Below are 12,107 nucleotides of genomic sequence, written 5' to 3' on the forward strand. Positions count from 1 at the left end.
GCCGCTCCATGGTGCAGGGTCTCCACCGCGTCGTCGTCACTGGCCTGGGCGCGGTCACACCAATTGGCAACGACGTTTCCAGCTACTGGGAAGGGTTGAGCACGGGCCGCAATGGCGTGGCAGGGATCACCCTGTTCGACGCCTCCCGGCACGCCTGTCGCTTCGCCGCCGAAGTGAAGGGTTTTGATCCCTCGGGTTGGCTTGAACCCAAGGAAGCAAAGCGCTGGGATCGCTTCTGCCAGTTCGGGGTGGTGGCGGCCAAGCAGGCCATTGCCCACGCGGGCCTCACCATTGATGAGAGCAACCAGCACCGGGTAGGTACGGCCATCGGCTCGGGCGTGGGTGGGCTGTTGATGATGGAAACCCAGGCCCAGGTGATGAGCGAACGGGGGCCCGATCGGGTCAGCCCGTTCTGCGTGCCGATGATGATCCCCAACATGGCCACGGGCCTGGCCGCCATTGCCCTGGGGGCCAAGGGTCCCAGCAGCGCCGTGGCCACCGCCTGCGCCGCCGGCTCCAACGCCATCGGCGACGCCTTCCGGCTGATCCAGATGGGTTACGCCGATGTAATGGTCTGCGGGGGCGCCGAATCGGCGATCACGCCCTTGGGCGTGGCTGGGTTTGCCAGTGCCAAGGCCCTTTCCTTCCGCAACGACGACCCCGCCACGGCCAGCCGCCCCTTCGATGCGGAGCGCAATGGCTTTGTGATCGGTGAGGGCGCTGGAATTGTGGTGCTCGAAAGCCTGGAGCACGCCCAGGCCCGAGGCGCCCAGGTGCTCGCTGAGGTGGTGGGTTATGGCATGACCTGCGATGCCCACCACATCACCTCCCCCTCCCCCGGCGGCGTGGGTGGGGCTGAAGCAATGCGCCTGGCCATCCAGGACGCTGGCTTGGAAGCCAAGGACGTCGACTACGTCAACGCCCATGGCACCAGCACCCAGGCCAACGACAGCAACGAGAGCTCGGCGATCAAAAGCGCCCTGGGCGAGCGGGCTTACCAAATCCCGGTGAGTTCCACCAAGTCAATGACCGGCCACCTTCTCGGTGGCAGTGGCGGCATTGAGGCGGTTGCTGCCGTTCTGGCGATGGAGCACGGCCTTGTGCCGCCTACCATCAATTACCAAAATCCCGATCCCAACTGTGATCTGGATGTCGTTCCCAACCAGGCCCGGGAACACAAACTAAACGTGGTGCTCTCCAATTCCTTTGGTTTTGGTGGCCACAACGTCTGCCTGGCCTTCCGCCGCATGGCGTAAGCCAAGCCACTCCTTCCCCCTAACCCCGTCGTCCCATGGTTGCTGCCCCATCCACCTCTGTTGAGTCGCTCTGCGTCAACAGCATTCGCTTTCTGGCGATCGACGCCGTCAACAAGTCGAATTCGGGGCACCCGGGGCTGCCCATGGGTTGCGCACCCATGGCATTTGCCCTCTGGGACAAGGTTCTTCAGCACAACCCCAAGAACCCCAAGTGGTTCAACCGCGACCGCTTCGTGCTCTCGGCCGGCCACGGCTGCATGTTGCTCTACGCCCTGCTGCACCTGAGCGGCTACGACTCCGTCTCGATCGAGGACATCAAGCAGTTCCGCCAGTGGGGATCGGCCACCCCAGGCCACCCGGAAACATTTGAAACCGCGGGCGTCGAAGTAACCACAGGCCCCCTCGGGCAGGGCATCTCCAACGCCGTGGGCCTGGCCCTGGCGGAGGCCCACCTGGCCGCAAAATTCAACAAGCCTGGCCTCAAGCTCGTCGATCACCACACCTTCGTGATCATGGGTGACGGCTGCCATCAGGAGGGTGTTTCCAGTGAGGCCGCCTCCCTGGCCGGCCACCTGGGCCTGGGCAAGCTGATCGCCCTCTACGACGACAACCACATCACCATCGACGGAAACACCAACGTTTCCTTCACAGAGGATGTGCTCAAGCGCTATGACGCCTACGGCTGGCACACCATCCACGTGAAGGATGGCAACACCGATGTGGCCGCCATTGCCAAAGCAATCGAGGAAGCCAAGGCCGTCACCGATCGGCCCTCGATGATCAAGGTGACCACCACCATCGGCTACGGCTCCCCCAACAAAGCCAACACCGCCGGCGTCCACGGCGCCGCCCTCGGTGCTGAGGAAGCAGCCCTAACCCGTAAGGCCCTTGACTGGAACTACGGCGACTTTGAAGTACCCCAGGAGGCCTACGACCACTGGCGTCAAGCGATTAACCGCGGCGCAGCCCTTGAATCCGAGTGGAACCAAACACTCGCTGATTACCGCAGCCAATATGCGGCCGAAGCTGCTGAATTCGAACGCCAACTGCGGGGCGAATTGCCCGCCAACTGGGACGCCAGCCTGCCCAGCTATGGCGCCGATGACAAGGGACTGGCCACCCGCCAGCACTCCTACAACTGCCTAAACGCTTTTGGCCCTGGCCTGCCGGAATTGATCGGCGGTTCCGCCGACCTCACCCACTCCAACTTGACCGACATCAAGGGGGAGAAGGGCTTCCAGAAGGGATCCGAGGCCAATCGCTACCTGCACTTCGGGGTGCGCGAGCACGCCATGGCGGCGATCATGAACGGCATCGCCTATCACGGCAGCGGCCTGATCCCCTACGGCGGCACCTTCGCCGTGTTCGCTGGCTACATGGTGGGCGCCATGCGTCTTTCCGCCCTCAGCGAATTGGGTGTGATCTATGTGCTCACCCACGACTCGATTGGCCTGGGTGAGGACGGCCCGACCCACCAGCCGATCGAAACCCTGGCCAGCCTGCGGGCGATCCCCAACATGCTGGTGATCCGCCCAGGTGATGGCAACGAAACCAGCGGCGCTTACCAGGTGGCAATCACCAACCGCAAGCGGCCCACGGTGATGTTCCTCAGCCGCCAGGCAATGGCCAACCAGGCCAACTCCAAGGCAGCCCATGTGGCCAAAGGCGGTTACATCCTGGAAGACAGCAACGGCAGCCCCGACCTGATCCTGATCGGCTCAGGCACGGAGCTGGAGCTCTGCACCAAGGCAGCAACCCAACTGCGCGCCGAAGGTAAAAACGTGCGGGTGGTTTCGATGCCCTGCGTTGAGCTGTTTGAAGAGCAGGATGCCGCTTACCGCGAAAGCGTGCTGCCCGCCGCCTGCCGCAAGCGCCTGGTGGTGGAAGCCTCCAGCTCCTTTGGCTGGCACAAGTACACCGGCTTCGATGGCGACACCGTCTCGATCGATCGCTTTGGTGCCTCTGCCCCAGGCCCCCTACTGCTCGAGAAGTTCGGCTTCACCGTCGAAAACGTGGTGGCCAAGGCGAAAGCCCTGGGCTGAAGCAATGCCGGTCGAATCTGCTGATCACCAAGCTAAAGAGGGCTATCAGCTATCTAAATCTCCTGCTGCCACAAGGCTCAGGAGATTTTATTTTATAAAGAATAGAAACAATGGCCCAATAAAGCAGCAAGGCCAAAAACGCCGCTTTGGCATTGCCGGCGCGTTGAACGTCCTGATCACCAATGGAGTACTACAGGCGTTGCTTGCAAGCAATCAAGTGACAATCACCATGGCAACCCTAACAAGTCAGATAATCAATACGACGTTGGGATACCTAATATACGGAAGAGTGGTTTTCAAGACAAAAGGCCTAGGACGCCACCGCCCGATAATTCGATACTTAATCCTAATGTCAGCGATGTGGGGACTAAACACAGTTGGCATCAAAATAGGGATAGCTTTAACAATAAAAAAGAGCATCATGGCAGCCGCAATTATACCGTTCTTAGCCGTGCCATCCTTTTTAGTGCAAAAATACTGGGTCTTCAAAAAATGAAACTTAGCATTATCGTCCCCTGCTACAACGAATCAATAACAATCCTTGCGCTCATTGACGCCGTAAAGAAATCGCCCATTAGCGAACGCGAGATCATAATTGTTGATGACGGCTCAACAGATGGAACCAGAGAAATTCTTGCCACAATTGAAGACTCGGAAGTCCGAGTTATCCTTCACGCCCATAACATGGGGAAAGGAGCAGCTTTGCGTACAGGATTTGCAGCCGCGACAGGTGATATCTGTATTGTTCAAGATGCAGACCTGGAATACGATCCACAGGAGTTTCCGATAGTAATCCAACCAATTCTGGATGGGAAAGCAGATGTGGTCTTCGGCAGCCGCTTTCAGGGCGGGAGACCGCACAGGGTGGTCTATTTCTGGCACCGAGTCGGGAACGGTTTCTTAACGCTGCTGAGCAATTTATTCACGGACTTAAATCTTTCAGACATGGAAACATGTTATAAAGCCTTCAGCCGCGAGGTGATTCAATCAATCAACATTCGCGAGAATCGCTTTGGATTTGAACCAGAGGTGACAGCAAAGATTGCCAAGATGAATTTAAGAATATACGAGGTTGGCATTTCTTACTACGGACGAACATATGACGAAGGCAAGAAAATTGGATGGCGGGATGGCTTTAGAGCTATCTACTGCATTTTCAAATACAACCTAACCAAAGGCTGATGCAGAGAAGAGAGACTACAACGTTGAACGCAAAAAGCCTAACTCCAAGGGCGCAACTCTCAGCCAAAGAGTGTATTTGGCTTCTAATAAGCATGCTGCTGGGAGCTCTCTATATTGTCTCAGCGGTTGACCCTGCACGAATGGATGCAGACATCATTGTATCCACGTTAGCCTCTCTGAAGAATCCGACTTTGTACTATTGGGGGCAGGACAGGCTGTTTTCGTTAATACCCATGATGCTACTACCCTTCAGGAATATCGAATGGAACCTGTACCTTAATACTTTTTTTCATGCGGCTTTTTTCTCTGCCTTGATCCTTATAATACAGCAGTCAATAGACGGCAATAGAATCAAAACTATAGGCACACTAATGGCAACACTTATAGTATTGAATTACATCATGCCTACATCTGAGCTATTTACATTTGCCAAGCACGCACAGCCTTATGCAGCATCAACTGTATTCATGATCGCAGCTTTCTGGATAGACTCAAGATTGACCAGGCCTGAAAATTGGAAGAAGCAAATTGCAATTTGCACTGTCATAGCAATAGTTTCACTTCTATTGAATCCTTTGACTCTATTATTTGGCCTGGGCCTGCTATTGCCTAGGTCAATAACTTACCCAAAGTTGCATTTATCAGCTTTTCAAGATCGCGATGGTATCACTAATCTGCGATGGTTAGCTATCCTTTTTTCAGCCTTTTTAGTTGCAGTCATTTCAAAATATTTTTACTCTCAAAGTTACGATATTACTAGAACCACATTAGGGGTTAATATTTCATACTTCACTCCCGCACTAAGAATAACAGTAGAGCGCTTAATTGAATCTTTTGATAGAAATTACTTTGCAATGTGCGCTGCAGCGCTTGGATTTCTTACTTGTCTTTACACGTGCCTAAGCCGATTGAGTGATTTTATCTACAATATACTGACTGAGGAAGTTTTGTCGCCAAAACAAACTGCCGAGACCGTAGCAAGTATTCCCTTATACGATGCCATTGCTTGCGCCGCAATTGTTAACTTGCTAACACTGATACCCATTCTCTCTTCGGAATGGTATCGCCTTAATGACTACAGTCTAAGGTATATTTTTCCTGTCTATTTAGTGATAATTATTGGGCTGTGCAGAATCATAAATTTTATATTTTCCTTATTGCTGGTCAACTCTATGCTGAGTAGCAACATCCATTCGGCACGAGGAATCAGAAATGTTGGCACGTACATGGCATTAACAAGCTGCATTGTCGCCATTTTAATCAGCTCATTTAGGCCAATTGCCCCAAGTTTATTGACATATAAAGAATTTTCCCGAGTACAACCAGCATACAGGGATTTATTAAATAGCGTTCAGGTTACTGACAATACATTTATAGGGGGTAGCTATTGGCTTAGCTGGCCATTTAAAGCCTTGGGCTTAAGCGAAGGATATGATATAGGAGTAATCACAGATCGCTCGAGATTTGATCCTATTTCCAGACAGAGAGAAGACATTCTTGACGATCACATTAGAAAGGGAGAAGGATTTACCTTTATATGCCTATCCGAGGGTCAAGGAATTAGCAATTGCGAAAGTTTCTTGAAAGACAAGATCCAAAGCATCTCCGGCAACTTTAGAGATTGGGAACAGAATGTAGAAGGAAAACCAATAACTTATTTAATTTATGGAGAAATGCGTTCAACAGAGATGCGTTACGAATCATCTTAGACTTGGGGAATCTCCAAATCGGTTGGAGCCTTGATGGTCACTGGGCTTATTTTTTTAAACAGACAGTTACTGGGCTTATTGTGAAAAGCCAATGGTGACCCTGGCCAACATTCAAGGCAGTCAATACAAAAAATTAATCAATCTTCAGATTAAATCCGAGATTTTAAGCAATAAATTATCCTGCGCAATGTCGCAAAGAGTTGAAGCCCCAAGAGGGTGCTAAACGAATCAAGTAACTCCGGTGCGCACACTAAAAGTCCAGAGAAGATTGTTTATGGGATTCGATTATGCCAATACAAATATCGGAAACAACACCTAGCCCGCAATCACTATCTTAAGTGGTAGCGACAGGGGCCAGAAATGATCAGTATGGAATAAGCAGAAACTAATTAGAGAGCAGATGGCTCTCTAATTAGTTTTTGCTTCGCCAACACCTGCTCCAGCCCTGCCAGATCCTCATCGGTGATCTTGGTTTGCATCGGGCAGTGCTTAGGGCCGCACATCGAACAGAACTCGGCCTGCTTATAGATATCGGCCGGCAGGGTTTCGTCGTGGTATTCCCGAGCCCGTTCGGGATCTAGCGACAGATCAAACTGCTTGTTCCAGTCGAAGGCGTAGCGGGCCCGGCTCAGTTCGTCGTCGCGGTCGCGAGCGCCCGGGCGGTGGCGGGCAATGTCTGCGGCGTGGGCGGCGATCTTGTAGGCGATCAGACCCTCGCGGACGTCTTCGGCATTGGGCAGACCCAGGTGCTCCTTGGGGGTCACGTAGCAAAGCATGGCCGTGCCGTACCAGCCGGCCATGGCCGCGCCGATGGCGCTAGTGATGTGGTCGTAGCCGGGGGCAATGTCGGTGACAAGGGGGCCGAGCACATAGAAGGGGGCCTCGCTGCACTCCTCCATCTGCTTCTTGACGTTGAACTCGATCTGATCCATCGGCACATGGCCCGGACCCTCCACCATCACCTGGATGTCGTGCTCCCAGGCGCGGCGGGTGAGCTGGCCCAGGGTTTTGAGCTCAGCCAGCTGGGCGGCATCGGAGGCGTCGTGCTGGCAACCGGGCCGCAGCGAATCGCCAAGAGAGAAGCTGCAGTCGTAGCGCTTGAAGATTTCGATGATGTCATCGAAATGGGTGAACAGGGGGTTTTGTTTGTGGTGATACAGCATCCACTGGGCCAGGATGCCACCGCCGCGGCTGACGATGCCGGTGAGGCGACCCTTGACCAGGGGTAGGTGCTCGATCAGCAGGCCGGCGTGGATTGTCTGGTAGTCGACCCCCTGCTGGCAGTGCTTTTCGATGATGTGCAGGAAGTCATCGGCATCGAGCTTCTCGATCGAGCCATGCACGCTCTCGAGGGCCTGATAGACGGGCACTGTGCCGATAGGTACCGGCGAGGCATTGATGATCGCCGTGCGCACCTCATCGAGGTTGACGCCGCCGGTGGAGAGGTCCATCACCGTGTCGGCGCCATATTTCACCGCCAGGCGCAGCTTGGACACCTCCTCATCCAAATCGGAAGCGTTGGGCGAGGCGCCGATGTTGGCGTTGACCTTGCACCTACTGGCAATGCCGATCGCCATCGGCTCCAGGTTGGGGTGGTTGATGTTGGCCGGGATGATCATCCGGCCCCGGGCCACCTCCTCCATCACCAGGGATTCGGGCAGGTTTTCCAGCTTGGCCACAAAGGCCATTTCCTCAGTGACCACCCCCTTACGGGCGTAGTGCATCTGGGAGACATTGGCTTGGCCGCGACGCTTCTCAATCCAGGCGCTACGCATGACAGGGCTACAAAAAAGGCGGGGCGCAGCCTGAGATGTCTTCACATTCCTGATCCACTTCCCTGCGCCGGCATTACCCGGATCAGGTTCGGAGGGTGTGATCTCAGCCCAAGGCGAAAATTCGCCGGGCACCCCTAGTGACTACCCCAACCTAGCAAGGTTGGCCTGGGGCCGCCTAGGCCTGCAATCCGTTGAGGGCCGCCGCCACCACCCTGTGGTCGGAATCGCTTTGCATCGCTTGCAGGGCCAGACGGGCCTCGCCATGGCCGTGGTCGCGCACCAAGCGGCCCAGGATCTCGGTGCCCCCCACCCGCACGGTGCCATCGCTATCGGCGATGGCCATCTCGGCCAGCTCAAACAGCCAGGCGGCCTCAATCCCGGGCTGCTCCGCCAGGGCCGAAAGGATGCTGCAGCGCACGAGCCACTGCTGATCAGCTGCAAAGGCAGCCCGCAACAGGGGCCAGGAGCGCTCCAGGGAATGGCTCACCAGGGAATTGGCCGCCTCGGCGCGCACATTGGCGTCATCGTCATGCTGGAGGGCCCGCACCAGGGCCAGCCAGCCAACCTCGCTCTGCTTCACTCCTAGGCCCGCACAGCTCAGGGAGCGCACCATGAACTCCTGCTGCTCCAAACCCAACAGCAGCAGGGGAATGGCCTGGGCCTCGGGCAGGGTTCGCAGACCAACCAAAGCGGGCATCGCTCGGCTGGGGTCGCCGGAGCCAATGGCGGCCCGCAGGGCATCGAGATCAGGGGAGGGATTAGCCATGGGGTTCCTGCTTGTCTTCATCCTGGCGGAGAGCGAGCAGCAACTCGCGGCGCCAGCGGCGGCGGTGCACCCCACTGCTGATCAAAAGGCCGGAGCCAATCAACAGGGCCGGCAGCGCCTGGAGTTTGTCGACCCCCTGGCGCTGCAGCAGCACCACAACCGCCAGGGCAATCAACAGGGGCGAGGAGAGGGCCAGCAGGCCCTGGAGCAGGGGGCGTTGCTTCATGGCGCTGACTCCGGCGCTGGTTGGCTGGACCCGGCCATCCAGCGCAGCAGGCTGGCGGTGAGCACCCTGATGCCCACGGCAATGGCAGCCTCGTCGGGGGCAAAGGTGTTGCTGTGTAAGGGGGTACAGCCCTCGGGGCCGGCCACCCCCAGGCGAAACATCGTGCCGCGGGTGCCCTCGAGCAGGTGGGCAAAATCCTCGGCCCCCAAAGAGGGTTGATCCAGCCACTGCACCTGGCTGGCCCCCAGCACCTCAGTGGCTGCCGCAGCCACCAACTGGGTAAGCTCGGGATCGTTGTGCACCGGCGGCGAGATGCAGCGATAGCGCACCCGGGCCTGGCCGCCATGGCCTTGGCAAAGGGCCTGGACCGTGTCCTCAATCCAGGCCGGCAGCTGGGCATGGAGCTCGGTGTCGAGGCAGCGCACCGTGCCCAACAGGCGCACGTGGTCGGCAATCACATTGAAGGCCTTGCCGCCCTCAATGCGGCCAAAGCTCACCACCACGGGTTGCAGGGCATCCAGGCGGCGACTGATCGCCTCCTGCAAACCACTCACCACCCGGGCCGCAATCCAAATCGCATCGGTGGATTGGTGGGGTCTGGCCCCATGGCCGCCCTCGCCGATCACCTCCACCTCCAATTCCCCCGCCGCCGCGGTCAAGCTGCCGCTGCGCACCCCAACCGTGCCCACCGCCAAACTCGGAAAGACATGCACGCCAAATAGGGCGTCCACCCCATCCATCGCCCCGGCATCGCGCATCCAGCTGGCCCCCTGGGCCGTTTCCTCGGCCGGTTGAAACAGCAGCCGCACCCTGGCGCCGAGCTGGCCGGGCTGGCGTTGGTCCAGGTCCGCCAGGAGCTGGGCCACTCCCAGCCCCACCACCGTGTGTAGGTCGTGGCCACAGGCATGCATCAGGCCCTGGTGGATGGAGGCGTAATCCAAGCCACTGCGCTCCTCAATAGGCAGGGCATCCATGTCGACCCGCAGGGCCACCAAAGGAACCCCTTCGCCGCTCGGCCCCAGTTCAGCCACCACCCCCGTGCGCCCCACGCCTTCTTGCACCTGCCAGCCCCAGCGCCGCAACTCGCCAGCCACCAGGGCCGCGGTTTGCTGCTCATGGCCACTGAGTTCGGGGTGGCGGTGGAGATGACGGCGCAGTTGGATCAAATCCGGCAGGGCCTCCTGGAGGCTCGCCTCAAGGCCAAGCTTTTCCAGTACGGGAGTTTCCAAGCCTTTGGTTGCCAAGCCGTGGGTTGCCAATCCGTTCATCACGCCTCCAGGGCCAGGAAATGGCCAAGGGCCTGCACCGGTTTAGGGGGCCAGCGCCGGGTCTGCAGTAACCATTCTCCCTGGCGATAGCGGGGATCGAGGCCCGAGGCCGCGGCCCAGTTGCTCTCCGCCTCTCCAAAGGCACCCTTTTGCCAGAGCAGGGCCGTCAGGGCAGCGCGAGCATCGGCAAACAGCGGATAGCGGCGGATCAGGTTGCGGAGCTCCCTTTCGGCCGAATCCAGCTCCCCCAATTGAAAGGTGGCCAGGGCGAGGCTGGAGCGGGCCATGGCAAAACCGGGTCGCTCATCTGCCGCCGCCTGGAAGGCATCCCGGGCCGCTGGCCAATCGCCCAGGGAACCCTGGACGTTGCCGAGGTTGTAGAGGGCAGAGGCCCGCACTTCACCAGCTTGTTCTGGCGGCAGGGCCAAAATCCAGCGGTAATCGGCTTCTGCCGCCTGCCACTGGCCCAAGGCCTCCTCGGCGGTGCCCCGGTTGAGGTGGGGGTCGGGGCTTTCGGGCTCCAGCCCAATCGCCTCGGTTTGGTCGGCAATTGCGGCCTCGGGATCCCCGAGGGCGAGCTGCACATTGCCCCGGTTGCTCCAGGCCGCCGCATCCCTGGGGGCCACCTCGATCACCTGGTCCCAAAGCGCCAAGGCATCAGCAAAGCTGCCCTCGCGGCTGGCGGCCAGGGCCTGATCAAAAAGTTGGGGGAGGGCCAGCTGGGTCGCCAGCTGCACCGCCAGAAGCATCGCCAACAGGGAGGGGATCACGCCGCCGCCCAGCCCAGGTGCGCCCGGCCCGCGGGGGTGACGATCCGACCCCTAGGAGTGCGCTGCAAAAAACCCAACTGGAGCAGGTAGGGCTCCACCACTGCCTCCAGGGTGGAGGCGTCTTCCCCCAGGCCCGCCGCCAGGGTGTCGAGGCCCACCGGTCCGCCGCCATAGCCCTCAAGCACCAGGGTGAGAAGGCGCCGATCGCTGGCATCCAGGCCCCGCCCATCGACCCGGTGCAGGCTCAGGGCCTCATCCACCAGGGCCCGGCCAATCTGCTGATGGCCGCGCACGGAGGCCACGTCCCGCACCCGCCTAAGCAGGCGATTGGCGATGCGGGGGGTGCCGCGGCAACGGCGGGCCACCTCCAGGGCTGCCTCCTGCTCCAGCTGCAACTCCAAAATTCCGGCTGCCCGTTGCACGATCGCCTGCAGGTCGTCAAGTCCGTAGAACTCCAGCCGCTGGATCAGGCCAAAACGATCCCTCAGGGGCGAACTCAAGGAACCCGCCCGGGTGGTGGCGCCCACCAGGGTGAAGGGGGCCAGGGGCAGGCTGCGAGTGCGGGCCGTGGTGCCCTTGCCCACGGTTAGATCGAGGCGGAAATCCTCCATGGCGGGGTAGAGGATTTCCTCAGCCACCCTGTTAAGCCGGTGGATTTCGTCGATAAACAGCAGCTCCCGGGGCTGCAAATTGACCAGCAGACCCACGATGTCGCGGGGGCGCTCCAGGGCCGGGGCACTGGTTATGCGGCAACGGACCCCCAACTCCTCGGCGAGCACCAGAGCCATGGTGGTTTTGCCCAGGCCGGGGGGGCCATAGAGCAAAACGTGGTCGAGGGCCTCTTCACGGCTGCGGGTGGCCTCAATCGCAATCGCCAATACCTGCTTCAGCTCGGCCTGGCCGATGTAGTCGGCAAAGCGCTTGGGGCGCAGGCCGTCCTCCCGCTGAATCAACTCCGGATTTGCCCCTGGATTTTCTTCTGAAGCCCCTGGAGTCGGATTCGGATCCACCAGCCGCGACGCCGGCTTGGCCGGCTCCCGGCCGGCGTTGGAGGAAACGATCGCCATCTAGCGAGGGTAACGGGGGCTCCCTAGGGTCGGAAGTGCAAGGGGA

11 protein-coding genes and 1 riboswitch are annotated in these 12,107 nt (G+C 58.7%); of the genes, 5 read left to right on the forward strand and 6 right to left on the reverse strand.

Annotation, left to right across the window (positions count from 1 at the left end; translation table 11 throughout):
- Positions 1–8: 8 nt before the first annotated feature.
- The 5 genes from fabF (at position 9) to KBY58_RS04050 (ending at position 6,189) form a co-directional block, all read left to right on the forward strand.
- The gene (fabF, locus tag KBY58_RS04030) at positions 9–1,256 is read left to right on the forward strand and encodes a beta-ketoacyl-ACP synthase II (RefSeq protein ID WP_255003057.1); all 1,248 of its coding nucleotides are present in this window, start codon (positions 9–11) and stop codon (positions 1,254–1,256) included.
- A 35-nt stretch (positions 1,257–1,291) separates the two neighbouring features.
- Complete coding sequence (tkt, locus tag KBY58_RS04035) at positions 1,292–3,298, forward strand: transketolase (protein ID WP_255003058.1); 2,007 nt, start codon at positions 1,292–1,294, stop codon at positions 3,296–3,298.
- Positions 3,299–3,302: 4 nt separating this feature from the next.
- A complete protein-coding gene (locus KBY58_RS04040; RefSeq protein ID WP_255003060.1) occupies positions 3,303–3,794 on the forward strand; it encodes a GtrA family protein in 492 nt (163 codons plus the stop codon).
- Positions 3,791–4,480 (forward strand): glycosyltransferase family 2 protein, encoded by a 690-nt coding sequence (locus KBY58_RS04045; protein WP_255003062.1) that lies wholly within the window; start codon positions 3,791–3,793, stop codon positions 4,478–4,480. Before KBY58_RS04040 ends, KBY58_RS04045 begins: the two co-directional genes overlap by 4 nt.
- Positions 4,481–4,572: 92 nt before the next feature.
- Positions 4,573–6,189: a hypothetical protein gene (locus tag KBY58_RS04050; protein WP_255003063.1), complete on the forward strand. Its 1,617-nt coding sequence runs from the start codon at positions 4,573–4,575 to the stop codon at positions 6,187–6,189.
- Positions 6,190–6,578: 389 nt separating this feature from the next.
- On the opposite strand, the gene thiC is transcribed toward KBY58_RS04050, so the two are convergent.
- From thiC to ruvB, 6 genes are all read right to left on the reverse strand, one after another.
- Positions 6,579–7,964, reverse strand: a complete 1,386-nt coding sequence (gene thiC / locus KBY58_RS04055; protein WP_255003064.1) for a phosphomethylpyrimidine synthase ThiC — start codon at positions 7,962–7,964, stop codon at positions 6,579–6,581.
- Positions 7,965–8,006: 42 nt separating this feature from the next.
- Positions 8,007–8,110, reverse strand: a riboswitch (TPP riboswitch).
- Positions 8,111–8,139: 29 nt separating this feature from the next.
- Positions 8,140–8,730, reverse strand: coding sequence for a HEAT repeat domain-containing protein (locus KBY58_RS04060; protein WP_255003065.1), 591 nt, complete (start codon positions 8,728–8,730; stop codon positions 8,140–8,142).
- Entirely contained in the window at positions 8,723–8,956 is a 234-nt protein-coding gene (locus KBY58_RS04065; protein ID WP_255003066.1) for a DUF3188 domain-containing protein, read from the reverse strand. Before KBY58_RS04065 ends, KBY58_RS04060 begins: the two co-directional genes overlap by 8 nt.
- Entirely contained in the window at positions 8,953–10,185 is a 1,233-nt protein-coding gene (locus KBY58_RS04070; protein WP_255003067.1) for an amidohydrolase, read from the reverse strand. The genes KBY58_RS04065 and KBY58_RS04070 overlap by 4 nt, the downstream gene beginning before the upstream one ends.
- A gap of 38 nt (positions 10,186–10,223) precedes the next feature.
- The gene (locus KBY58_RS04075) at positions 10,224–10,973 is read right to left on the reverse strand and encodes a tetratricopeptide repeat protein (RefSeq protein WP_254934649.1); all 750 of its coding nucleotides are present in this window, start codon (positions 10,971–10,973) and stop codon (positions 10,224–10,226) included.
- Between the two features lie 17 nt (positions 10,974–10,990).
- Positions 10,991–12,061, reverse strand: coding sequence for a Holliday junction branch migration DNA helicase RuvB (gene ruvB / locus KBY58_RS04080; RefSeq protein WP_255003069.1), 1,071 nt, complete (start codon positions 12,059–12,061; stop codon positions 10,991–10,993).
- Positions 12,062–12,107: the final 46 nt, after the last annotated feature.

It is taken from the genome of Cyanobium sp. HWJ4-Hawea (assembly GCF_024345815.1).
Taxonomy (GTDB): domain Bacteria; phylum Cyanobacteriota; class Cyanobacteriia; order PCC-6307; family Cyanobiaceae; genus Cyanobium_A.

What these genes read in the sequence shown, in the direction of transcription:
- fabF (WP_255003057.1), top strand. Translation starts at nt 9, where the DNA reads ATGGTGCAGGGTCTCCACCGCGTCGTCGTCACTGGCCTGGGCGCGGTC.
- tkt (WP_255003058.1), top strand. Translation starts at nt 1,292, where the DNA reads ATGGTTGCTGCCCCATCCACCTCTGTTGAGTCGCTCTGCGTCAACAGC.
- KBY58_RS04040 (WP_255003060.1), top strand. Translation starts at nt 3,303, where the DNA reads ATGCCGGTCGAATCTGCTGATCACCAAGCTAAAGAGGGCTATCAGCTA.
- KBY58_RS04045 (WP_255003062.1), top strand. Translation starts at nt 3,791, where the DNA reads ATGAAACTTAGCATTATCGTCCCCTGCTACAACGAATCAATAACAATC.
- KBY58_RS04050 (WP_255003063.1), top strand. Translation starts at nt 4,573, where the DNA reads ATGCTGCTGGGAGCTCTCTATATTGTCTCAGCGGTTGACCCTGCACGA.
- thiC (WP_255003064.1), bottom strand. Translation starts at nt 7,964, where the DNA reads ATGCGTAGCGCCTGGATTGAGAAGCGTCGCGGCCAAGCCAATGTCTCC.
- KBY58_RS04060 (WP_255003065.1), bottom strand. Translation starts at nt 8,730, where the DNA reads ATGGCTAATCCCTCCCCTGATCTCGATGCCCTGCGGGCCGCCATTGGC.
- KBY58_RS04065 (WP_255003066.1), bottom strand. Translation starts at nt 8,956, where the DNA reads ATGAAGCAACGCCCCCTGCTCCAGGGCCTGCTGGCCCTCTCCTCGCCC.
- KBY58_RS04075 (WP_254934649.1), bottom strand. Translation starts at nt 10,973, where the DNA reads ATGCTTCTGGCGGTGCAGCTGGCGACCCAGCTGGCCCTCCCCCAACTT.
- ruvB (WP_255003069.1), bottom strand. Translation starts at nt 12,061, where the DNA reads ATGGCGATCGTTTCCTCCAACGCCGGCCGGGAGCCGGCCAAGCCGGCG.